Genomic DNA, 23,204 nt, shown 5'->3' on the forward strand with positions numbered 1-23,204 from the left:
CGATTTGCAGCCTCAGGCCACTTCTGGCAACGCTATGTATCACCAATGGCCTCAGCTATCCTTCGAATCAAAGGTGACGCTGGGAGGTCTGCTTTGGATGAGTCGCTCGCCGACCTCATGTACGGCATCGAAGAGCTCGGCGAGGCCCGCCCCGGCTACGACCAGGCGCAGACCTACTACGACGGCAAGGTCCCCGAGGTCTTCACGAGCATCCGCATCCGGCGCGCGCTCGCCCGCCACGACATCGACTTCGACCTCAACTTTGCCAAGACCCCCGTCGACGCAGTCACCGACCGCCTGGAGATCGCGGCGATCACCGGGCAAGACGACACCGTCACCGCACTGATCTCGAAGATCTGGCAGGACAACCAGCTCGACTTGGAGATGCCCGACCTGTTCCGCCGCGCCGGAGAGTACGGAGACGCCTACCTGTTCGTGCTGCCCGTCGAGGACGACCAGGGCAACGTCGTCCGGGTCGAGATGTACTACAACAGCCCGCAGACCGTGCGGGTGATCTACAGCGAGGACAACCCCCGTAAGAAGGCGTACACGATCAAACGCTGGTGCGAGGGGAAGTACCAGCGGGCCGAGCTGCTGTACGACGACCGCATCGAACGGTGGACCACCGGCGAGAACTCCGATGGCATCAAGCCCGCCGACTGGATGCACTGGCCCGCCGACCCAGAAGACCCCGAGTCCTGGCGCCTCGACCACGACTGGAACGAACAGCCCGTGTTCCACTTCCGCACCGACCGCCCCTACGGCACACCGGAACACTACGGCGCCTACGGCCCGCAGAACGCGATCACCAAGCTGCAGCAAACCCACATGGGCACGGTCGACTACCAGGGCTTCCCGCAGCGGTACGCGCTCACCGAGGCCGCCAACACCGACACCTCGGATCTCGAGCCGGGCGACTTCGCTGACGACGACTGGCCGCTACCAGAGAAGGGCGTCGGCCCGTCCGACTCCGGCGACGACAGCAGCCTAAAGGCAGGGCCGGGTGAGCTGATGCTGCTGCGCGGCTTCAAGGCTGTGGGCCAGTTTGACGCCGCGAACCCGTCCGTGTTCCTCGACCCGATCATGTTCAACGTGCGGGCGATGGCGCAGATCACCACCACACCGCTGCACCTCTTCGATCCCTCCGGGGAGCAGCCGTCCGGGCAGTCCGTGCGTGCGCAGGACGCGCCGTTCACCCGCAAGGTCGGCAACCGGCAGCTGAGTTATGGCGCCACCCTGCGGGAGGCCTTCAGCTTCGCGTTGCGCCGCCTCGGCATCGAGGACCCGGTGGTCACCGTGCACTGGAAGCCCGCTGAGACCGTCGATGACAGCGAAGGCTGGCAGACCGTACAGGCGAAGATTACTGCCGGGGTGCCGCGCCGACAGGCCCTGGTCGAAGCCGGGTACCGGGCCGAGCAGGTCGACGCTTGGCTTGCGGGCGTGGATGACGCTGAGTTGCAGCGCCGTGTCGACATTCTGACCTCTCTCGCCGCGTCCGCTCAGCAGCTCGGGTCCGCCGCCACTCTCGGCGTCATCAGCAGTGACCAGGCTGCGGCGCTGCTGTCCGGCACGATCGATGACCTTGAACTCCTCGCTCAGGCGCAGGAGGAGGGCTGATGCCGTACTCCAGCGACCGCCTCACCCGTCTCGTGCAGGATGACCACACCGGCGAGGTCATCGACCTGGAGAACCGGCTCGCCGGCCGGGCCATGCGCGGTTCGGATCGGGCGTTTGAGGAGTTGATCCGCCGCGTCCTCGCCGCCTGGACGAAGGCTTTCGGCGGCCCCGGCCAGTCCGCGCTGCCCGGCGATGTGCTGCGTCGCATCATCGACACCGCCCGCGCTGCTGTGCGCCGTCTGCTGGACGACCTTGCTGGGCGGGCGCCCGGCATTCTGCAGGATGGTCTCGGTCCGGCGCTGGCGATGGGGGTGCGGCAGGGCGCGGAGTTTGTGCGGGCCGCGTCTGGCCGTCGTCGCCGTGAGCCCCGTGTGCCGTCCGTCGGGCGGGCGTTGCGGGATGAGGCGCGTCGGATCCGGGACATGGTTGTCGAGCGCCGCGACCGCGCGCTGCACCTGTTGCATGAGGACCGCGTGTCGCGCTGGTCGCACATGCTGGCCGGGCTCGGTGCCGCCCGCGCCGCGCTGCCCGCAATCCGCGCGCACATCGCGTGGGTCATCAACGCCGCGGTCCATGAGGGCCTGGACGCGGTGGTGCGGGCGACCGCCCCGCTGCGTTTGTGGGTGGCGGAGGCGGACGCGTGCGTGCGCTGCCTCGCCTACACCGGCCGCAGCGCCCGCCCGGGCGAGGCGTTCCCGGGCGGCCTGTCCTGGGACCCTCGCCAGCGCAAAGCGCGCGCGGCCGGGGTGGACGGCCCACCGCTGCACGCTCACTGCCGCTGCCGGACCGTGCCCTGGTCCGACTCGTGGACCACCGAGGGGGTGCCGTTCCCGCTGGCTTTGCAGCGTGAGGCGCACCGGTCCATCGCCTACGGCCGCGCCCGCCCGTCGGAGTCCCGGGCTGCCCGCATCCGTGCCGTGCGGGAGCTCCTGCTCACCGAGCGGGACCTGCTGCCCGCTGTCCAAGCCCGCGCCCGCACCGCGGTGCGCACGGGGCGCTTTGCCCCTGCCGCATAACCGGCGCCCGAGACGGGCCGCCGATCAGCCCCCGTGATGGAGGAACACCAGATGGGCATCCACACCACCACCGACCAGGCCGACGGCATCAGCCTGCCCCCTGGCGCGATCCTCGGCTACCGCGCTGACGGGCGTCCGATCTACGTCATAGCCGGCGCCGCCGAAGAAGGCGACGACGACGGCCCGGACATCGAGGTCCCCGACGAGGAGGAGCCGGAGGTCGAGCCGGAGGAAGAGCCGGAGGAGGACAAGCCGAAGCCCAAGCCGCCCGCGAAGAAGACCGACGACGACAAGGCGGACGACTACAAGCCGCCGTCGAAGGACGAGTGGTCGCGCACGCAGGCCGCGTTGAAGAAGGCCAACGACGACGCGAGGAGGCACCGGCTCCGTAACAAGGAGTTGGAGGAGAAGGCTCGCGGCGACGAGACCGAGCACGAGAAAGCTTTGCGGGAGGCTCGCGAGGAAGGCGAGAAGCGGTACCGCACCCCGCTGGTCCGGACAGCGGTGCGGGGCGCGCTGGTTGAGGCGGGTGCGCTGGCGTTTCTGCAGGAGGAGAAGGACCCGGACTCCTCGGCTGCGCGGGAGAAGGGTGAGAACCGGCTCAAGCGGCTGCTGAAGCTGGTCGACACCGACGGGCTGGACGTCGACGAGGATGGCTCGGTGTCTGGCCTGGAGGCTGCGGTGGATGAGCTGCGCCGCGACTACCCGGAGCTGTTCGCGGTGCCGGCGCGGAAGCCGAAGCCGCGGCCGACGGGTGCGCCTCGTTCGCCCGCGCAGGAGAAGCCCAAGAGCACGGCGGAGTTGCACGCTGCCCGGCTTCTGGGCAGGGCTTGACCACAAGAGGTATATTCAGCAACAGGTGAATTGCTCCGGTGATCGGAGCGAGCCGCCGCCCTTGCTTGCGAAGGCGCCCGTGATGGGGCCCGAGCCTCAACCGCTTCCCCCATCACGCCGCCCGCAGGAGGGCCTCAGTGACACGCAACGCCATGGAAGCCTGGATTCCCGAAGAGTGGGAGACCAGCCGCGTCGTACAGTCCATCACCCAGATCTCCGCCGTCGAGTCCCTCGCCGCCCGCATCCCGATGGGCTCCGACACCAAGCACGTCCCCCGGACCGCCGGCATGGGCGTGGACGTGGTCGCGAAGGGCGGCGCCTACGGCGAGGACACCTCGCTGAACGACGAAGTCCTGCTCACGGCGGTGAAGTTCGGTAAGGCCGCGCGTATCGCGGAGGAGGACATCGACGACTCGGTCGCCAATGTGATCGAGGCGAAGATGGTCGGCTGGGGCAAGTCCTACGCGAAGATGATCGACAACGCGTCTCTCGCGGTGTCGGCGGCGGCCAACGGCACCACCGTCCCGTTCACGTCGCTGTACCAGCTGCTGAACACGACCGACGCCACTCTCAGCTACACCGGCGGCACGAACATCACCACCGCTGCGTCCGCGGGCATCCCCACCTACGCCGAGTTCTCCACCGCGATCGGCAACGTCGAGTCCGGCGACTACTTCGACCCCGGCAGCATGGTCGCGATCGCCCACCCCGCGTTCCGCAAGAGCCTGCGTGGCGTCGTCGACGGCCAGCAGCGCCCGATCTTCAACGAGAACGGTGCCGGTACCCCGGACACGATTTTCGGTGTCCCGGTCCGCTGGTCCCTCGGCGCGAAGATCTCCGCGACCGCCACGCCCACCCCGACCGGGCGGCCCATCATGGCCTTCGTCAACCCGGAGTTGATGTTGCTCGGCGTCAGGAGCGGCCCGGAGTCGGTGTTCATCGACGGACGCGACGGCCTGTCCGCCCTGACGGACGAGTCGATCCTCAAGATGCGCGCCCGCCGCGGCTGGGCCTACGGCCACCCCAACGGCGCATCCATCCTCGTCGGCTGACCTTCATCGTGGTGTTCCGCCCGACGGCTCCGGGCGGCACACCACCCACAACAGGGAGGTGAGCCATGGCAGCAAGGAAACCCACCAGCAGCAAGCCCGCCGACACCGAACAGGCACAGGCCCAGGCGGCGAAGACCGAGGACCGCGAGCAGCTCCGGCAGCGGCAGTTCCCGGCGAAGGCCGGCGCCCCGGAGGTCGAGGTCGATGAGCGTTCCGCCGACGGCGCCAAGGGCACGCGGCACGTCAAGGAGTTCGTGGTGCGCTCCGACCGGTGGACCGGTGAGGACTACCAGCACGAAGCCAACCGTGCCGCCCTCGTCGGTGAGGCCATCCAACGTGGCCTGCACCCGCGCGGCGACGTGTCCTTCGACGGGCAGGAGGAGCACCCGGACGGCAAGTCGCTGGTGCTGACCTACTCGGTGGAGACCGTGCCCGCGAGCGTGGACCACGCCCCGGAGGACACCACCACGCCGCGCGACGTCATCGAAGCCGACGGCAAGGACACCAGCAGCAGCAAGGCCGAGGGCTAACCATGGTCAACGCCTGGGCGACCGCGCAGCAGGTCATCGACACCACCGGCGTGTCCGTGACCGACGCTCAGCTTGCCCAGGCGCAGGACGACATCGAGATCTTTACCAACCGGGTCTACGAGGACACGCCTCGGATCCGGACGCGGGATCTCTACTGGCTGGGCCGGGCCGTCGCCCGACAGGCAGCGTGGCTGGCAGGCCAGTACGGGCTGGAGACGCGGCTGGATGCCACGCAGATCCAGCAAGATCAGGTCTCCACCACGCTGCAGGGCGACGGCCTGGTCCTCGCACCCATGGCCGCCCGCGCCCTTAAGCGGGTGTCGTGGATGCGATCCCGATCGGTACACATCCGCTCGGCTGTCGAAGGCGCGGGACCGCTCGTCGGTGACCCGCTGGCGGAAGGGATCGACGACTCGCTCGTCTGGGCCCCGTACACCGGAGGCCCGTGATGCAGGCCATCGCCACCACACAGATCAGCGTCCTGCGCGGCACCACCACCGACGCGTGGGGTGACGAGCAGGACACCGACACTCCCGTCCACACGAGCATCCCGGCCGCCCTGACGGAGCAGACCAGGCGGGTCACCACCCGCGACGACCCCACGCCCCGCATCGTCCGCTACGCCGTCGCGCGCGTCGCGGCCGGCACGGACGTCACTGACCAGGACCGGGTGCGTGACGAGCGCACCGGAGCGATCTACACCGTCGACACCGTCTCCTCGATGGCGAACCCAGCACTCACCGCAGATCTGCGACTGGACCTGCGGCGCACCACCTAACAGCACACGGCCACACAGCCCGGGGAGACCGGGCGGCCGGCACGACCACCTTCGGAGAGGAGGCGGCCATGGCGCGATCCGGTGTGCGGATCGACCCTTCCGCGCGCACGCACGTCGACGCGGCGATCAACGACTGGCTGGAGAACCGTATCGGCTCCGCCATCCTCGACGACGCACGGGCATTGGTCCCCAAGCAGTCTGGGCGCCTGCAGAAAAGCCTCCGCGCCGAAGTCCACGACAAGGTGCTCCGCGTCGGCTCCCTCGACGTCAACTACTGCACGGCCATCGAGATGGGCCTGCCCCCGATGACCATCTTCCCGAAGCACAAGAAGGCGCTGTTCTGGGAAGGCGCCGCCCACCCGGTGAAGAAGGTCAACCTCCCCGCGCGTGAGCCTCAGCCGTTTTTGAGGCCCAGCTTGTTCCAGCGGAGGACGCCGTGAGCCTCCGTCTGCGCGCCACTCCCGAACTCGTCACCGAAGCCTGGCTGAAGACGATCGTCGGGGACCGGGTGGCCACCACCCTGCCGAAGGACAACAGCAGCTGGGCGGCGTCCGGGTTCGTCACGCTCGTCACCGCGGGCGGCACCCCCGACCGGTACGTGCCGCTGCGGGAGCCCGTCATCGGCGTGGACTGCTGGGCCGTCAACCCCGCCAGCCAGAAGCCGCCGTGGAACAAGGCCGCCGCACTCGCCGAGGCGATCCAGGCGGCCTGCTACGACCATCCCCGCATCCCGCAGGCTGTCGCCCTGCCGTCCGGGTATCCGGCCGCGCTGGTCCGGTCGGCGTACACGACGGGCGAGCCGCGCCGCATCCACGACGACCCGTCCTCCTACGCCCGCTACTCGATTCCGGGCCTGGTCATCGCCTGGGTGGAGGTGCCGTCATGAGCCGCTACGCCCTCCAGGGCACCACCTCGCGGGACCTCCTCACGTGGAACGGCAAGGTGCTCGTCCACGACAACGCCGCGGAGATGGAGTTCCTGTTCGCCGGGGACGTCCGCGTCATCCCCTGCCCCCGCGACATCCCGCCCGAGCAGACCCTCGAGATCCGCTACCACCCCCAGCTCGAAGCAGTGACCTGGCCGCTCAACCGTAAGGACTTCCGGTGACCCACACGATCCGCACCACCATGCAGCCCACCGTCGAACTCGAAGTCGACGACACCGAGTACCTCGACCTGAAGCGGCAGGGACTCCTCGCCTACGACGACGCCGAAGAGGCCACGCAGGCGGAGTCCGGCCAGCCCGCCACGTCCGGCAATGAGGCGGCCGCGCCCCCGCGCGAGCAGGGCCCGGCCGCGAACCCGGCCACCCCTGACCAGGCCCAGGCACCCGCCCCGGCCACACCCAGCAAGCCGGCCAAGTCGGCGACCAGCAAGGAGGGCTGACCCGTGGCGGTCACCGCAACGAACCTCGTGCAGGGTCCGGCGACCCTGTACTCCGGCGCTTTCGGCGCGACCGAGCCGGCCGACGCTGCCGTCAACACGGCCCCGCCCGCCTCGTCGTGGACGGACGTCGGCGGCACCGACGGCGGCGTGAAGCTGACCATCGACCAGAGCTACGTCGAACTGGAAGTCGACCAGATCGTCGACCGCGTCGGCTCCCGGCTGACGAAGCGGAACTTCACCGTCGAAACCAGCATGGCCGAACCCACGCTCGCCAACCTGTCCCTCGCCCTCAACGGCGGCACCTCGGCGTCCGCGGCCGGCTACGCCTCGTTCGAGCCGTCCTTCGCGAGTTCGGCGACACAGCCCACCTACAAGGCGCTCCTTTTCGACGGCTGGGCGCCGGGCACCAGCGGCTTCATCCGCCGCGTCATCGTCCGCAAGGCGCTGTCCACCGATGCCGTCGACCTGGACTACACCAAGGACAAGAAGACCATGTACGGCGTCAAGTTCTCCGGCCACTACGTGTCGGCGTCCATCGCGCCCATACACATCGTCGACCAGACCAGCTAGCCGACGACCACCCCTGTCCGTAGCGAGGAGCACCACCCATGGCATCCACCACCCCCGCCCGTACCCGCCAGACCGCCGCGGCCCGCAAACGTGCGGCGGCCAGGCCCGTCAACGGAACCGGCGAGCTGGACTTCGAGCCGATCCGGATCGAAGCCGACGACGACTACGTGGAAGAGCGCGTGCCGCTCTTCTACATCGGGGACACCGAGTACACGATCCCGAAGGAGATCCCGCCCGGCGCTGCGCTGCAGTTCATGCGTGAGGCCCGCGAGCACGGCCGTGAGCTGGCCGCCGCTCCGCTCCTCATCCGCGTGCTCGGCGAGGACGCATACATGGCGCTAGAGAAGTCGCGGGCGCTCACCGAGGAACAGATGAAGTGGATCGTCGACAAGGTCTTGGACCTGGCCTTGGGACGGCAGGAGAAGCGAGGGGGAAAAGCAGCGAGGTAGGCCCCGGATGGTTCCGGCTACTGGACGAGGCGCTCTGCGAGCCGGACTGGGCCGAGGCCATCGGGGAGCGGGTCGACGAGCTCCTGTGGGTCCTCGACTACCAGGACGATTTGGACGCCGACTTCCTCGCCATCTACGGCATCGATCTCCTTGAGCAAGAGATCAGCGCAAGACGGTACTTCGCGCTGGCGCACCGGCTGACCGCCTACACCGGCGTGATGGCGGCCCGCGTCGAAGAGGAACGCGAGCAACAGCCGAGCACCACCCCAACCCGCACACACAGCGAAGCCCCGCCCACACGGCAGGGCAACGGAGCTGTCAAGGAAGTCAGCTTGACGGCGTTCCGGGTCATGTTCCCCGGAATCGTGAGCGGAGGAAGCGCAGGTGGCGGGTAGCTTCAGGATCGCCGAGGGCTACGTCGAGGTCACGGCCGACGAGTCGAACTATGACCGTGCCATGCAGCGTCTGCGGTCGAAGAAGAACACGGCCACCGTCACCCTCGACATCGACGACTCCGCCGCCCTGGCCAAGCTGCGCCGCTTCGCCGACGAGCACGCCCGCACCGTCCTCAAGGCCGTCATCGACGCCGACCTGTCCGAGACGTCGGTCCGCCGGGTCTCGGCCGCCCTGGACAGGTTGACGAAGGACCGGGTCGTCAACATCCGCGCCGACGTCGACACGCGCACGGCAGCGGACGACCTCGCCCTCCTCACCCGGCCGCGTACCACCCGGATCACGGCGGACGCTGACACCCGAACCGCCGCCGACGACCTCGCCCTGTTGACCAGGGCGCGCACCACCCGCATCACCGCAGACGCCGACACGGCCGACGCGCGCGCCCGGATCGACGCCCTCACCCGCGACCGGCGCATGAACGTCCGCGTAGACGTCGACCGGTCCGCCCTCTCCCGCCTTACAGGCGCCCTTGGGGGCGGAGGAGGCGGCGGGAGCAGCGCGTTCGGTCTCAAGAGCATCTACTCCGCTCTGACCAACCTGAAAGTCTTGATCGTTGGTTCCCTTCCCACCATCGCCTCCCTTGGGCAGACCCTCATCCAGATGGGCCCGGCTGCCGCAGTCGCCGCGCCAGCGGTCCTCTCCCTCGGTGCCGCGTTCGCCGCGATCAAGATCGGCACCAGCGGGATCGGGGACGCATTCAAAGCGGCATTCGCGCCGGCCACATCGTCGGGCAACGCGGCCGCCGCCGCCACGCGCCGCGTCGAGGACGCCCAGCGGTCGCTGGCTCGCGCGCAGCAGGGCGTCAAGGATGCCGAGGAACGCGCCGCGGAAGCCCGCGTACAGGCAGCCCGGCAGATCGAGGACGCCCAACGCAGCTTGAAGTCAACGGTGTCCGACGTCGCCGACGCCAACCGCCGCGCTGCCGAGCAGGTCGCCAAGGCCGAGCAGGACCTCGCCGACGCCCAGCGGGCCGCACGGCAAGCCCAGCTCGACCTCACCCAGGCCCGCAAGGACGCCGCCCGGCAGCTCGAGGACCTGGCGAACCAGCAGAAGGATGCGGAGCTCGACCGGCGCGAGGGACTCCTGCGCGTGCAGGACGCGAAGGCGGAACTCGACAAGACGCTCGCCGACCCGAAGGCCACGCAGAAGCAGCGCGACGAGGCACAGCTGACTTACGACCAGGCCGTACAGCACCTCGCCGAGATCGAGCAGAGGCAGCAGCGCTTGGCGCAGGACGCCGACGCCGCGAACCGGGCCGGCGTCGAGGGCTCAAAGCAGGTCACCGACGCCAAGCAGAAGATCGCTGACGCCAACCAGTCCGTCTCGGACAAGACGCGGGCGTTGAAGGACGCGGAGATCGAGCAGGCGCGCACCGCGCAGGACGGCCTGCAGAAGGTCGCGGCCGCGGAGCGGGCCGTCGCCGACGCCAGGACCGCGGCAGCGAAAGCAGCACGGGACGGGGCGCGGTCCATCGCCGACGCCCAGCAGGCCGTAGCGGACGCCGCCCGCAACCTCACCGACGCGCAGACGTCGGGCGCCGCAGCCACCAACAAGGTCGCCGACGCCATGGCCCGGCTCGCCCCGAACGCGCGGGCGTTCGTCAACGCCGTCCTCGCACAGTCGGGCGCCTGGCGGGCGCTGAAGCTCGACGTCCAAAACCGGCTGTTCCAAGGGCTCGGCACGTCCTTCACGACCATGTCTAAGGCGATCCTGCCGTCCCTGCACACCGGCCTGACGGGCACGGCCGGCGTGCTCAACCAGATGGCCAGGAACGCGGCCGGCGCGGTCACCCAGCTGGGCAGGACCGGCCAGCTGAAGCAGCTGTTCGCGGGCCTCAACGACGGACTGAAGCCTCTCTCGCGGATACCGGGCCAGTTCATCAAGGGCCTGACACAGATCTCCATCGCGGCGGCCCCGGCGTTCAAGCGGGTGACGACGGCGGCTGGTGGTGTCTTCGACCGGATCTCGAAGCAGATCGACACCGCGGCGAAGAACGGCCACCTCGAAAAGATCATCAATCAGGCCCTCGATATCGCCAAGCAGGTCGGCCATCTGATCGGCGACATCTTCGGCACGCTCGGCAACATCATGAAAGCCGCGTCCAAGGGCGGCGGTGACGCGCTCGGCGCGATCGGTGAGGCATTCAAGGAACTCCGGAAGATCACCGCAATGCCGGAGGTGCAGAAGGCCCTCACGAGCATCTTCCAGGCGATCAACGCGATCGCGAAGCTCATCGCCGGCACGCTCGGCGCGGTGATCCAGGCGGCGCTGCCGCTGCTCGCCGCGCTCGCACCGGTGGTGACGAAGCTCGCCACGCAGTTCGGCCCGGTCCTCGCTCAACTGGCAGGCCAACTGGGCAAAGCCCTGATGCCGGTGATTACCGCGCTGCTGCCGGTCGTGACGCAGCTCGGTGGTGTCCTCGTCGGGCTGGTGAAGGCGGTGATGCCGCTGCTGCAGCCGATCGGGAACCTGCTTGCGGTGATCGTCAAGGCGCTCGCGCCGATCATCGCCTCGGTTGGCGGCGCGCTGGTCACTCTGGTTGGCGCGCTCGCTACGGGGCTGGCGCCGATCGTGCAGGCTCTCGTCCCGGCCATCGGCATGATCGGGAAACTGCTCGCCGCGCTGGCGCCCATCTTTCCGCAGCTCATCACGGCGCTGATGCCGCTGATCCCGCCGATCTCCCAGCTGATCGTGTCGCTGCTGCAGCTGGCGATGCAGGTCATCACCCCGCTGATGCCGCTGATCACCGGTCTGGCGCAGCTGCTGGCCACCGTACTGGCGGGCGCGATCAACATCCTCGTCCCGGTGATCACGACGGTGATCGGGTGGCTGACCGCGCTCGCCGACGGGGCGAAGAAGGTCGTCGGCTGGATCGTCGACGGCTTCCAGTGGCTGTACGACAAGCTCGTCGGGCACTCGATCATCCCCGACATGATCAAGGCCATCGTCGGCTGGTTCGGCAGCCTGTGGGACAAGACGAAGCAGCTCTTCACCACCTTGAAGAACTGGGTCGTCGACACCTGGAACAAGCTGTGGAACGGCGCCCGGGACAAGTGGAACAGCTTCTACAACGGCCTGAAGAGCGCCGTGTCGACCGCGTGGAACTGGATCCGGAACAGCGTCTCCACCGTCAAGAACGCGATCACGAACACCTGGTCGTCGCTGTGGAACGGGGTCCGAGACAAAGCGACGGGGATCTTCAACACGATCCGCGACAAGATCAGCAGCTTCAAGAGCAGCATGCAAAACGCTTTCGGCGCACTCAAGGACGCCCTCGGCAACATCTGGAACGGCATCAAATCGAAGATCAGCGGCCCCGTTCGGTGGGTGGTGGACCATGTGTACAACTCGGGCATTCGGAAGATGTGGAACAGCATCGCGGGCAAGATCTCCAGCAAGATCACCCTTCCGGCCGTCCCGCTGAACTTCAACCGCGGTGGCGTCGTCCCCGGCACCGGCAACCGCGACACCGTCCCCGCCATGCTCACCCCCGGCGAACGCATCCTCTCCAACAGCCAAGTCGCCCAGCTCGGCGGGCACCGGGCCATCGACGCCATGCTTGGCCAGGACCGGCCCACGAAAACCGGCGGGAACCCCACCCAGCAGCAGGAACGCCGCCGCGAACAAGCCGGAGGCCAGCACTTCGCGTCCGGCGGCATCGTCGGCGCCATCACCAGCGGCATCAGCTCCGCCGCCTCCTGGGCCAAAAACCTCGTCATCGGCGGCCTCAAGGACGCGGCATCCAAAGCCCTCAGCTCCCTCGTCAGGCCCCTCATCAACCGGATCCCGAGTGGCGGCGTCGGCAGCCTCATGCGCGGCCTCGCCAACAAAGCCGTCGACGGGATGATGAGCTGGTTCGGCAACGAGGACAAGAAAGCCGTCGGCGGGCCCGCCGTGCAGCGCGCCCTGTCCTGGGTGAAGACGCAGGATGGGCTGCCCTATCAGTGGGCTGGAAACGGAAACCCGTCATGGGACTGCCTTACTCTTTCTTCTGTGATTACAACTCCGCAGGGACACATGGCACTTCGCGACCTCCACCCCGGCATGGAGGTGATGGCCTACCAGGACGGGAAGCTCGTCTCGTCCAAGGTGCTCGCGAAGTGGAACACCGGCGAACAGGAACTCTTCAAGGTCCGCACCCGTAACCGGTCCATACGCGCAACCGCCGGGCACAGGGTCCTGGTTGCAGCCCCCGTCAAGCGCCCGATGATGGACGTATCCGAGCGGGTCTCCATGGCCGAGTGGGGCACCGAGTGGAAGCACGTGCGCGACCTCACCCCGTCCGACTACCTGGTCACCTACACCGGGTCACCGAAGGAAGGCGGCGAGGAAGTCCCCGAAGACCTCGCCTGGCTGATGGGTCTTTGGCTGGCCGACGGCAGCATCAACCAGAGCAGCGGCATCCGGATCTGCGTGTACGACGACCTTGCCGAGAAGGCGATGGCCGTGCTGCGGAAGTACTCGCCGCACCGGAAGGTCACCCACCACCCGCGTCACGGCGTGATGATCAGCGACATCCAGCGCGTCCGGTGGATGCTCCGCAACGGCTTCCACGGCAAGTCCCACGAGCGCACCATCCCGCCCGTCGTCATGGAGTGGAGCCAGAGCGCACAGGACGCCTTCCTCCAGGGCTACGCCGACGGCGACGGCTCGTACAAGAACGGCAAGAACGGCGCCACCTTCGAGACGGCGGAACTCATTGAGTACAAGGCGACATCCAACGAACTCATCGAGGGTGTCCGAGAGATGCACCTTCGCCGCGGAGACCGCGTCTCGGTCACCAACACCCGGGTGCGCACCAAGGATGTCTACATCGGCGGCAAGAAGATCGAGAACGCCCGCCCCATCCACAGCATCGAGGTCGCACCGGGCAGGGGCGCCAACCAGACCACCGGGGCTGGCCACCGTCCCGGCCTGCTCCGCCTCATGGCGCAACTGAGGGCCGAGAACATGTCGGTCCAGCGAGTGCTCTCCGTGGAACCTGACGGCGTGGAGGAGACCTGGGACATCGAGGTCGAAGACTCGCACTCGTTCGTCTCCGACGGACTCATCAGCCACAACTGCTCGGGTCTGATGTCCGCGATCGAGTCGGTGATCCGCGGGGAACGTCCGCACCGCCGCTGGGCGACCGGTGCATTCCCGCCGGGAACGTCCGGTTGGGTGCGGAACCTGAACTCCCCGTTCATGATCGGTATCACGAATGCGGGCGTCGGCCACACCGCGGGCACCCTCGCCGGAATGAACGTCGAAAGCTCCGGCGGCCGAGGCGTCCACATGGGCAAGTCCGCCCGCGGCTACAACGACCCCATGTTCACCAGCCGCTGGGGCTTCGCACCCGCCGCAAAGTACGACAGCGGCGGCCTGCTCCAACCCGGCGCCACCATGGCCGTCAACGCCACCGGCCGGCCCGAGCGCGTCCTGTCCGCGGACCAGACTTCCCAGTTCGAAGCCCTACTGAGCGGGGGCGCCGGCATCACGATTCAGGCCGTCAACGTCAACGGAACGTTCGACTTCTCCAGCCCCGCAGACCGCCGCGCGGCAGCGAACGCACTGGTCGCGGAGATGAAGGAAGCTCTCCGCAAGTTCGATAGGAGCCGCGCCTGATGGGCCTGTTCAACTGGGGCGATGTCCAGCTCGGCCGTATCCCCCTCCGGGAGACCTTCGTCGTCACCGAGGCCGGCGGCGACGGCCGCGGCCTCGACTTGGAGGGCCAGGAGTCGAATCCGCCTCTCACACGGGCGCAGGTCATCGCCCGCCACGACGGCATCAACGCCCTGATCCCCGGCCAGGTCATCCCGGTCACGTGGACCGACAAGCCGGAACGTAGCGGCTACTACACGGTGAAGAGCGCCTCGTCGACGTACACGGAGTACCTGGGCGAGGTGGTCACAGCCGACTGGAAGGTCAGCCTCGACCGGGTCGGCTCCGACGCCGAAACCGACCTCCAGAGCAGGCTCACCGGTGCGGTCCGCCTCAACGACTTCTCGCTGTCGGGGGAGCGGTGGCACGCCCCGCCGATCGGCCACTACGGCTACTACACCGGCGCGACCAACCCGACCACGATGACCCGCTCGGGCGCGGACGGCACCATCACCGTCTACCGCGGTGTGCCTGCGAACGTCTCCCCACGCTGGGGGTGCCCGCCGACCAGCTACCTGACCGGCCGGGTGAGGGCGACGACCACGGGCGGTCAGGAGGTGTACGGCGTCGACGTGCCCCTGGCCGCCTCCGGGTGGTCCCTCGCGAACGGCCTCGTCAACGTCACCACCAGCGCGTCCGCCACCCTCGATGTCCAGACGTACACGGGCGGCGCCTACCGCTCCAAACTGTGGAACATCTCCGTGGCCGGCTCCGCGTCGTCCATCACCTCATGGGACGGGGCGACGCTCCTGCGCAACGACCCCGAAATGTGCATCCTCCGCCTCATCAAGGGCCTCAACCCGGGCCGCGCCACCCTCGACCTCACCCTCCGGCGCGGGTCCCGCACCATCGAGGGCTACCTCCAGACCGGCACCGCCGCCACACTCGCCGCCTACCGCAGCACCCTGGAAACCAACACGTCGTTCGCCGCCTCCGGGTACGTCACAGCCACCGGCAACGACCCGGACGGCAACCAGTTCACCATCGGATCCGCCCGCACCTTCACCGCCCACACCAACGGCGGCATCACCAAGTCAGCCGCGACCAACATGGACTTCTGGATCGGCTGCGTCGCCTCCCAGCCCACCCTCAACTCAAATCCGACCTTCGACACCGACGTCGTGGGCTGGACCGGCGCCAGCGCAACCGTAGCCCGGTCCACAGCAGTCGTGCACCCGCAAGGCGTAGCGTCGATGCTGGTCACCCCGGCAGGCGGTGTCGCCTCCGTGAGCGCACGCTCAGACCTCACCGCTGTGGGCAGCGTCATCCCCGGGCAGCAGTACCGCATCTCAGGCTGGTTCTACAGCCCGGCCGGCTGGTCGGCACTGTATCCGTCGGCCCAGTGGGCGGACGCCGGGGGATCGATCCTGTCGTCCGGCGGTACGGCTCGCTCTGTGCCTGCTGGGACGTGGACGTACTGGGAGGACACGGTCACCGCTCCGGCGAGTGCGAGCAGGGTCAGGATCACGGCGCGCGCCGACAACACCCCGACGGCAGCGGACATCTACTACGTGTGGAACCTGCGGTTCCGTGCGTCGACGCCGTCCGGTGATATGGCCACCGACCTGCGGAACATGTACATCGCCTGCATGCCGGAAGCCGTCTACGGCGTGAGGAGGTAGACGGGTGGCCGTTCAAGAGGTACTGAAGGCGCTCGGCTCGTGGGAGGTGAAACTGCTCCCCAGCACGCCCCGCGACGTCCTCGATGCCCTCGACTACTTCGGGCACGTCGCGATCGTGCCCGGCCGCCTCGACCCGCTGCAGTACGGCGACAATCTCCTCACCGCGGCCCGCTACGTCGGTGTGCTCCGCGCCCGCACTATCGGCGACGACGGCCGCACCAGCGCACCCCAAGACGACCTCAGCATCGGCGGCTGCGGGATGGCGTTCTGGCTCGGCGACGAAGACAACAAAGGCGCCGTCTACGAGAACGCCATCACACCCGCCTCCGCGTCCTTCGCCGCCACGATCAACATGCTGCTCCCAGCATCCGGCGCCTATCCGGTCACCGTCGGCACCCTCTACCCCGTCGCAGGCCAGTACACCGGCCGCCACCAGTACGAGTCGCCCCGCTCGGCGATCAACTACGTGTGCGACACCATGTCCACCACCAGCGTGCCCGTCTCCTGGCGCGTCAACGGCAACGCCACCCTCGACGCCGGGCCGGATAGCAACCTGTTCGTCACCAACCCGACCTGCGTCATCATGGCCATCGGCTCGGGCGAGGACATGGCGCTGCGTGCCCTGCCCGGCAGCATGGACGTCACCCGAGACGTCGAGGACTACTCCACCCGGGTGGTGCTGCTCGCCGAGGGGCAGGGCTCCAGCATCGCCACCGGCGCAGCGGACATCACCCCGGCGACCCCGTACAAGGACATCCACGGCAACCCCGTCCGCCTGACGCGGCTGGTGTCCGAGTCGGACACGGCCACGGCGAACGCAGCCAGCCGGGCGCAGCTAGCCCTCAGCCAGTTCACGTCCACCCGCAACGCCCTCACCCTGTCGACGGCGGACTACGACGTCCACGGCACGTTCCAGGTCGGCGACCGGGTGTGGGTGTACAACCCGGACGCCGGACTGATCGACACCACCACGGAGATCACATTCCGTGGGACGCGGATCAACCCCATCAAACTCCAGGTCACCGAAACATCGTGGGCGATCACCAACCAGTACACCGTCGCCTACCGCGCCGGCGACGGCACGTGGATCGACCTCACCCAGTACGTCGAATGGGAAACCGACAGCACCAACACTGTCACGGTCGGGGACTTCTCCCGGCAGCTCAATCAGACCGGCACCGAGCCCATCGGCTCCCGCCCCAACGCCGACACCTCGACCCCTGGACAGCCCGTCTTCATCACCCCGTTCACCGGCGTCGCCTACCTCGACAACCGCGGCTTCACCCGCGCCCGCGTCGTACTGAACTGGAACGCGCCGTTGAACATCGACGGCAGCACCGTGCTCGACGGGGATCACTACGAGATCCGGTACGCCGTCGACACCGACATGATCTACCCGGCGACCTGGGCATCCGTATCACAGGTCCGCTGGCAGGACATGCAGCTATGGCGGCAGCCATTCGCCGCCCCCACCGGCCAATGGCAGACGATGGTCGTGCCGTGGGACTCCACCACCGCCCAGATCCAAGACCTCTCCCCGGGCATCGGCTACGACATCCAGATCCGCGCCGTCGACAAGACCGGCAACACCGGCGCCTGGTCGCCGACGACGACGTTCGTAGCGTCCGCCGACAACATCCCGCCGAGCACGCCGGCCCCGCCGTCGGTGGCCGGCTCGCGGATCGCCGTGCAGATCACGCACACCCTCGGCAAGTCGAGCGGCGGCACGTTCAACCTGGAGTCGGACCTCGACCACCTCGAGATCCACGTGAGCTACGAGCCGACGTTCACACCGGACGCCACCACGTTGAAGGGCAAGGCCCTCGCGACCGCGGGCATGATCCAGGCGCAGATCCCCGTGGTTTTCACGGTGCAGGTCGAGGAGACGTCCGCCCGCTACGTGCGGGTCATCGCCGTCGACAAAACCGGCAACAAGTCCGGGCCGTCCGACGCTGCCACCGCGACGGCGCTGCTCATCGACGACGCGCACATCTCCGACCTCACCGTCTCCAAAGTCACCGCCGGAACCATCAACGCCGACTGGATCGTCGGCGCCCGCATCAAAACCGCCGACACCGGACCCCGCGTCGAACTCAACTCCGCCGGAATGCAGGCCTACAACGCGGCCGGCACGCAGACGGTGAATATCGCCAGCGCGGACGGCTCAGTATCCATCGTCGGCACCCTCAAGTCCGGCACATCCGGGCGCCGCCTCGAGATCAACCCCACATCGACGTACCTGCCAGAGCTCCGCTTCTACGCCAACAACGGAACCGACTTCGGATACATCAACGGCGTGAGCTCCGGAGCGGACGTCAACTTGGGCATGAACTCCTCGCAGTACGACGACGGAACCGGCACCGGCACCCAGGTCATTTCGCGCGTCTACCTGAACACCGGAAACGCAGAACTCTCCGTCGTCCGCGCCGACGACCAGACACGGCGCGGCGGCTATGTATGGGTCGCCGCAGGGGCGCTCTTCGCGGGATACAACCGGGGCGGAGTCGAGGCAGGCACCCTGACTCTCTACTCCGGCGAGGGCACCATCGGCTGGGACGACGGGGGCGCCAACGAGAACCGCATGAAGTTTGTCAACGACGGCGTCACCCGGCACATCGGCAAATGGCGCGACTACGTGGCCGCCGACACCAACGAGGGCCTGTTCACCGGGCACGTAGTGGTCAACGGCGGGACTGGCATCGCCCTCACTTACGGGCCAACCATGGAGAGCTTCCTACGGCCCATCATCTCCGTCTACGACGACATCGACCACCAACTCCGCATCTCCGCCGAGAGCGCAACCGGCTTCACCGCAGCCCTCAATCCAGCCGGTAGCGGCAACTGGGACCTCGACTTCTGGTGCTTCAGGACGTGACATGACCACCGAATACACCATCACCGACGTCGGCGAGGACCCCCACCGGGACCTCTGGTACGTGGCCTACGAGGACGCGGCCGGGGAGCGGCACACGCACGTCTTCCCCAAGAGCACCCTGGAGTGGCGGGCCGCCGAGTACGGGCTGACCGACCCGGCGGAAATCCTCGACGTCATCCTCCACGAGGCCCACACGCCCGACCCCCGCCCGCGGCGCGTCATGCGGTCCCTCACCTCGCCTACGGCCCACGTCAAGGCTGAGGTGGAGCCCGTCACGCTCTACACCGCCACCAGCACCACCCAAGCGCGTACCGCCCACCTTGATCGGATCCGCGCCACCAAGACGGGCCGGGCCCGGATCGTCAACCCGCCGTCCGACCCTCTCGCCGTCATCCGCGCCCGGCACGGCATTACCGCTGAGGGCGTCCGCGCCAAGCGGGAGCGCGTCGACGTCCACCGCTGGAACAGCTTGTACGGGGGCCTCCCCGTGCCCGTCCCGTCTGCCCTGGAGGTGCCTCGTGCCTGACCCGTCCACCACACGCCTCGCCCTGTACAAGTCCAAGAGCGACGGCTCCGAGCTGGTCAACTACACGCAGGACCTGGGCCAGAACTGGGACAAGGTCGACACGGCGGTCGGGTTCCAGATCGTCACCTCGTCCACCCGCCCCTCCTCGCCCTACCCGGGCAAGCCCATCGCCGAGTCCGACAACAGCTACCGCACCTACTTCTCCAACGGCACGGCGCCCGCGTCCGCATCCTGGGTCGAGATCCCCAACAGCTCCGCCACCTTCAACAACAACATCAAGTTGGCGGGCGGCAAACAGATCAACATCGGCGCCTCCAGCTCCGTCGCAGCGGTCGCAGTCCTCGCCACCGCCACCAGCGACGACGTCATGTCCTCCCGCGTCACCGGCGACACCGTCTCCCGCTACCTCATCGAAGCCGACGGCGCAACGTTCTGGGGACCCGGCGGCTCCACCGGCGCCGACACCAGCCTCACCCGCAGCGGCACCTCAACCCTCACCCTGGCAGGCAGCCTCACCATCACCGGCAACCTCACCGTCTCCGGCACCGGCCAAACCCTGCCCAAATACAAGGCGGCGACCACCAGCCGGGCCAGCACCACCACCATCACCTCCGACCCCGACATCACCTTCAGCGTCGTCGCAGGCGCCACCTACCTAGTCGAAGGCCTCCTCCTCTTCGCCGCCGACCCGGCAGGCGACTTCAAGATGGGGTGGACTGCGCCCGCCAGCGCGAATTTCCAGTGGTCCTGCTTCGGACAGGCGAGTACGGCTAGCGCCGGCTCGGGCTCCGTCATCACCGACGGCCAGGACCTCACCTCGAACAGCTTCGGTCTGGGTGGCGTCACCGACAACAACAAGACGATGACCGCGCAGGTGAGGGGCTACCTCACGACCGCCGGCACCGCAGGAACGTTCGCACTCCAGTGGGCACAGATCACCTCATCCGCCAACGCTACGAAGCTACTGGCGGGCACCCACGTCACCCTCACACGCGTCGCCTAGAAGGGCGCCGCTCCGCTTGTCGAGGTACGAGCCCGCCGGGACCTGGTCGGGTTCGGCCGGCGCGTGCTGCTGCGCCTCGCCCTGGAGGCGGGCCACCTCGCCCTCGAGCTCCGCAACCCGCCGCTCCAACCCGGCGGCCTGAGCGCGCAGGAGGACGTTCTCGTCGGCGACCTCGCCATGCCGCTTCCGGAACGCCTCCAGCGCGTCCTCCACGCTGATCTGCTGGGCCATCACGCCACCGCCTTGTCTGCGAGCTCCCGGTACCGCTCCAGGAGATCCGTGTTGTTGAGGAACGGGTGCTGCGGGAAGAAGCTCCAGTGGCTGACCACGGCGTTCCCGCGGAGGATGTTCGGCACGCCCTTCGCGACCGGCTGGTGGATCGTGTGCCACGACTCCTCCTCATCCGGGACGAGGACGCCCGGCGTGGGGAGCGCCGCATAGTCCTCGCCACGGGACGCGAAGCAGCTGACGGAGAACTGGGTGCCGGGCTGCAGCGGGAAATCCTGGTACAGGTACAGGTCTTCTACCGTGCCGGCCTCGACGTGCGAGAGCAGCAGCTCGTGCAGCTTCACCGCAAACGGTCCGTTGGCCCAGCCGGTGGGGTCCATGCAGTACGGCTTGACCTCACCCCACTCCATCGGGATCTTCCCGCACAGCTGCAGGAAGTGGGAGCAGATCGCATTGTTGATGATGATCGGGAACACGGCGACCGGCGCCGGCATCTCGATCCGGGCGCGGACCAAGTTCTCGACTGCGTCGTCGTGGATGTAGACGACGTCATCGTCGAGGCGCAGGTAGACCGTGTCAGGGTCGGTCATATACCGGTACGCCAGACCGGTGTACCGCTGCTTGGGCAGGTGGCCGAGGCTGACGCCCTCCGGCCGGTGCTTCAGGTGCACCCAGTCGAACTCCTCGTCGAGCTCGTGGGCGTAGGCGATGTCGTCTTCCTGGCCGACGGGGTCGGTGTTCATGAACGCCCACGCCTCGTCGATGAGGCCCCGCTCGACATCCCGCTGCAGGTAGCGGGCCAGAATGCTGTACGTTCTGCGGCGGCCGTAGGGGGTCCACGCTACGACGCGGCGGCCATCGATCATGACGGGTCCTGTTCTGCGCGCCATTCCGCGCGATAGTCGGGGTGGTGGTCGGCGTAGGGCATCCCCAGCAGGCGTACAGTCCGACACGGGTACTTCGGGCCCCAGTCGTGGACCTCGTAGCCCTGGCCGCATTCCTTGCAGCCCACGTGGGAGGACGCCCCGTTCCACGAGTCCGGGACGTGCAGGGCGAGCAGCGCCTCCTTGGCGTCGAGGTCGGCGAGTACAGCCGGATCAGCAGCCGACTCCCCGTACTGCTCGACGAACGCCTTCACCTCGATCCGGACGCGACCCGCTTGGACATACTCGCCGTTCTGGTCCAGCCGCCACTCCCACTCGAAGGGGCAGTCGCGCACGGTCCACTTGCTCTCCTCGCGCGCGCGTGCCTCGCGGTACCGTGCGGCCAGGAACTCATGCAGACCTGTCATGCGCCCACCCCCACAGGGGCGCACAGCGCCGCTTCCCACTGGGTGTTGATGGCTTGCAGGATCGACCCCGAGGCCTCGCCGCGGGCCGCCATGCCGACCCGCTGCCGCAGCTCGGGGTCGTCCGTGAGCCGCTTGAGCCACTTCCCCCACTCGTGCTCGTACCGGACCAGGAACCCGTTCTCCCCGTGCCGAATCACCCGCCGGTACGGCTCGATATCCGAGGCGATCAACGGGATGCCGAGGATGCTGGCCTCGAGGAACTTCGTCGGGAACTTCGCCCGATTGAAGGCGATGTCCCGGTACGGCGCCACCCACACGTCGAACTCACCCACAGCCTGCAGATAGTGCTCGATCCGCTCCACCCAACCCAGCGCGCCGATCCGCCGACCGCGGAGCCCGAGCCCCATGGCTTGCTCGGGGCTGATGCCGACGATCCGCACCTGCACCCCACCCGGGCGCGGGTACTGGGAGATCCGGTTCAGGGCGCGCACCGCCTCCGGGAGCTCAGCGACGGTGGACGCCGTACCGGCCCAGCCCACGAACAGCGGCCGATCCTCCGCCGCGTAGTCCCGCGGCGTCCCCAGGTACTGGGCGGGCAGCCCGTTCGGGATGACCCGCACGTCCGCCGCGTAGTCCCGCAGGACGGCCGCCAACGGCTCGGAGCAGCAGGTGACGACGTCCGCCACCCGCATGTTCGCAACCAGGCGGCCCAGCATGTCGACATCCCAGACCCGCCGCGCGGCCTCATTGCTGGGGTCGATGTGGAAGTAGTCGTCGTCCAGGTCGAGGACGAGCCGCTTGCCCTCCGCCTTCAGCTTGTGCCACATCAGGGACGGCTCCCGCTGCGCCACACGGCAACCGACGACCACGTCCATGGCGGGCCAGTCCATGGGGAGCCGCATCCCGCACGACACTGCATGCCCGAGCCACTGCAGACTCATGCCGGGGAGGACAGCCCTGTAGAAGGACGATCCCGCCTCGTCAGCCGACCACAAGTGGACTCTCATCGAGGCCACCGGCCTTCCATCCGGGCGAGCCGCTGCGCCTTCTGGATCTCGTCCAGCACCACTTCACGCACGCGGCTGAGGTCGCCTTCGACGTGAACCATGGGCGGTTCGACCGGGGTTCCGTTGGCGGGGATGTCGACGGTCTCCACGAAGATGAGCACGCCCCGCGCGCCAATTTCCTCACCGGCGCGCCGCCAACTGGATTCCACGGTCTCGACCATGTCGAGGGGGACGCCCTGGCACTGGTCGATGACGAGTACGAACGGCGGTCGGTCATCGCCGGAGCCTTCGGGGAGTTCCAGGATCTGCAAGCGGGCCACGGCCG

24 protein-coding genes and 1 pseudogene are annotated in these 23,204 nt (G+C 68.3%); 20 read left to right on the forward strand and 5 right to left on the reverse strand.

Translation table 11 applies throughout. The annotated features are described in order from the left end of the window. Window positions 1–93: 93 nt before the first annotated feature. The 20 genes and pseudogenes from ABZ876_RS08380 (at window position 94) to ABZ876_RS08475 (ending at window position 20,353) form a co-directional block, all read left to right on the forward strand. Window positions 94–1,617: a phage portal protein gene (locus ABZ876_RS08380; protein ID WP_361776280.1), complete on the forward strand. Its 1,524-nt coding sequence runs from the start codon at window positions 94–96 to the stop codon at window positions 1,615–1,617. After that, on the forward strand, window positions 1,617–2,633 hold the full coding sequence (locus tag ABZ876_RS08385) for a hypothetical protein (protein WP_361776283.1): 1,017 nt from the start codon (window positions 1,617–1,619) through the stop codon (window positions 2,631–2,633). The genes ABZ876_RS08380 and ABZ876_RS08385 overlap by 1 nt, the downstream gene beginning before the upstream one ends. A gap of 51 nt (window positions 2,634–2,684) precedes the next feature. Then, window positions 2,685–3,467, forward strand: coding sequence for a hypothetical protein (locus tag ABZ876_RS08390; protein ID WP_361776286.1), 783 nt, complete (start codon window positions 2,685–2,687; stop codon window positions 3,465–3,467). Between the two features lie 137 nt (window positions 3,468–3,604). Next, window positions 3,605–4,519, forward strand: a complete 915-nt coding sequence (locus ABZ876_RS08395) for a phage major capsid protein (protein ID WP_361776289.1) — start codon at window positions 3,605–3,607, stop codon at window positions 4,517–4,519. 65 nt (window positions 4,520–4,584) lie between these two features. Beyond that, on the forward strand, window positions 4,585–5,049 hold the full coding sequence (locus ABZ876_RS08400; RefSeq protein WP_361776292.1) for a hypothetical protein: 465 nt from the start codon (window positions 4,585–4,587) through the stop codon (window positions 5,047–5,049). A 2-nt stretch (window positions 5,050–5,051) separates the two neighbouring features. Beyond that, entirely contained in the window at window positions 5,052–5,498 is a 447-nt protein-coding gene (locus tag ABZ876_RS08405; protein WP_361776295.1) for a hypothetical protein, read from the forward strand. Beyond that, window positions 5,495–5,827, forward strand: a complete 333-nt coding sequence (locus ABZ876_RS08410) for a hypothetical protein (protein ID WP_361776298.1) — start codon at window positions 5,495–5,497, stop codon at window positions 5,825–5,827. The genes ABZ876_RS08405 and ABZ876_RS08410 overlap by 4 nt, the downstream gene beginning before the upstream one ends. Window positions 5,828–5,895: 68 nt before the next feature. Beyond that, window positions 5,896–6,267, forward strand: a complete 372-nt coding sequence (locus ABZ876_RS08415) for a hypothetical protein (RefSeq protein WP_361776301.1) — start codon at window positions 5,896–5,898, stop codon at window positions 6,265–6,267. Continuing rightward, window positions 6,264–6,713: a hypothetical protein gene (locus tag ABZ876_RS08420; RefSeq protein WP_361776304.1), complete on the forward strand. Its 450-nt coding sequence runs from the start codon at window positions 6,264–6,266 to the stop codon at window positions 6,711–6,713. Before ABZ876_RS08415 ends, ABZ876_RS08420 begins: the two co-directional genes overlap by 4 nt. Then, window positions 6,710–6,934, forward strand: coding sequence for a hypothetical protein (locus ABZ876_RS08425; RefSeq protein WP_361776307.1), 225 nt, complete (start codon window positions 6,710–6,712; stop codon window positions 6,932–6,934). Before ABZ876_RS08420 ends, ABZ876_RS08425 begins: the two co-directional genes overlap by 4 nt. Beyond that, on the forward strand, window positions 6,931–7,212 hold the full coding sequence (locus ABZ876_RS08430) for a hypothetical protein (RefSeq protein ID WP_361776310.1): 282 nt from the start codon (window positions 6,931–6,933) through the stop codon (window positions 7,210–7,212). Before ABZ876_RS08425 ends, ABZ876_RS08430 begins: the two co-directional genes overlap by 4 nt. Window positions 7,213–7,215: 3 nt before the next feature. Beyond that, entirely contained in the window at window positions 7,216–7,782 is a 567-nt protein-coding gene (locus ABZ876_RS08435) for a hypothetical protein (RefSeq protein WP_361776313.1), read from the forward strand. 38 nt (window positions 7,783–7,820) lie between these two features. Beyond that, on the forward strand, window positions 7,821–8,231 hold the full coding sequence (locus ABZ876_RS08440; protein WP_361776316.1) for a hypothetical protein: 411 nt from the start codon (window positions 7,821–7,823) through the stop codon (window positions 8,229–8,231). 110 nt (window positions 8,232–8,341) lie between these two features. After that, entirely contained in the window at window positions 8,342–8,626 is a 285-nt protein-coding gene (locus ABZ876_RS08445) for a hypothetical protein (protein ID WP_361776318.1), read from the forward strand. A gap of 4,651 nt (window positions 8,627–13,277) precedes the next feature. Then, window positions 13,278–13,463: pseudogene (locus ABZ876_RS08450) on the forward strand (LAGLIDADG family homing endonuclease); the annotation flags it as partial. 174 nt (window positions 13,464–13,637) lie between these two features. Further along, on the forward strand, window positions 13,638–14,291 hold the full coding sequence (locus ABZ876_RS08455; protein WP_361776998.1) for a hypothetical protein: 654 nt from the start codon (window positions 13,638–13,640) through the stop codon (window positions 14,289–14,291). Then, a complete protein-coding gene (locus tag ABZ876_RS08460) occupies window positions 14,291–15,949 on the forward strand; it encodes a carbohydrate binding domain-containing protein (protein WP_361776321.1) in 1,659 nt (552 codons plus the stop codon). The genes ABZ876_RS08455 and ABZ876_RS08460 overlap by 1 nt, the downstream gene beginning before the upstream one ends. A 4-nt stretch (window positions 15,950–15,953) precedes the next feature. Then, a complete protein-coding gene (locus ABZ876_RS08465; RefSeq protein WP_361776324.1) occupies window positions 15,954–18,824 on the forward strand; it encodes a fibronectin type III domain-containing protein in 2,871 nt (956 codons plus the stop codon). A 1-nt stretch (window position 18,825) separates the two neighbouring features. Further along, complete coding sequence (locus tag ABZ876_RS08470; protein WP_361776327.1) at window positions 18,826–19,350, forward strand: hypothetical protein; 525 nt, start codon at window positions 18,826–18,828, stop codon at window positions 19,348–19,350. Further along, entirely contained in the window at window positions 19,343–20,353 is a 1,011-nt protein-coding gene (locus ABZ876_RS08475) for a hypothetical protein (protein ID WP_361776330.1), read from the forward strand. Before ABZ876_RS08470 ends, ABZ876_RS08475 begins: the two co-directional genes overlap by 8 nt. On the opposite strand, the gene ABZ876_RS08480 is transcribed toward ABZ876_RS08475, so the two are convergent. The 5 genes from ABZ876_RS08480 to ABZ876_RS08500 form a co-directional block, all read right to left on the reverse strand. Next, window positions 20,312–20,584, reverse strand: coding sequence for a hypothetical protein (locus ABZ876_RS08480; RefSeq protein WP_361776332.1), 273 nt, complete (start codon window positions 20,582–20,584; stop codon window positions 20,312–20,314). The two genes, ABZ876_RS08475 and ABZ876_RS08480, sit on opposite strands and share 42 nt — an antisense overlap. Next, on the reverse strand, window positions 20,584–21,447 hold the full coding sequence (locus tag ABZ876_RS08485; protein ID WP_361776335.1) for a hypothetical protein: 864 nt from the start codon (window positions 21,445–21,447) through the stop codon (window positions 20,584–20,586). The genes ABZ876_RS08480 and ABZ876_RS08485 overlap by 1 nt, the downstream gene beginning before the upstream one ends. Next, window positions 21,444–21,872 (reverse strand): DUF6221 family protein, encoded by a 429-nt coding sequence (locus tag ABZ876_RS08490; RefSeq protein ID WP_361776338.1) that lies wholly within the window; start codon window positions 21,870–21,872, stop codon window positions 21,444–21,446. The genes ABZ876_RS08485 and ABZ876_RS08490 overlap by 4 nt, the downstream gene beginning before the upstream one ends. After that, a complete protein-coding gene (locus tag ABZ876_RS08495) occupies window positions 21,869–22,813 on the reverse strand; it encodes a glycosyltransferase family 4 protein (protein WP_361776341.1) in 945 nt (314 codons plus the stop codon). The genes ABZ876_RS08490 and ABZ876_RS08495 overlap by 4 nt, the downstream gene beginning before the upstream one ends. A gap of 62 nt (window positions 22,814–22,875) precedes the next feature. Continuing rightward, on the reverse strand, window positions 22,876–23,199 hold the full coding sequence (locus ABZ876_RS08500; protein WP_361776344.1) for a hypothetical protein: 324 nt from the start codon (window positions 23,197–23,199) through the stop codon (window positions 22,876–22,878). Window positions 23,200–23,204: the final 5 nt, after the last annotated feature.

The sequence above is a fragment of the Streptomyces sp. NPDC046931 genome, from assembly GCF_040644655.1.
Classification (GTDB): Bacteria; Actinomycetota; Actinomycetes; order Streptomycetales; family Streptomycetaceae; genus Streptomyces.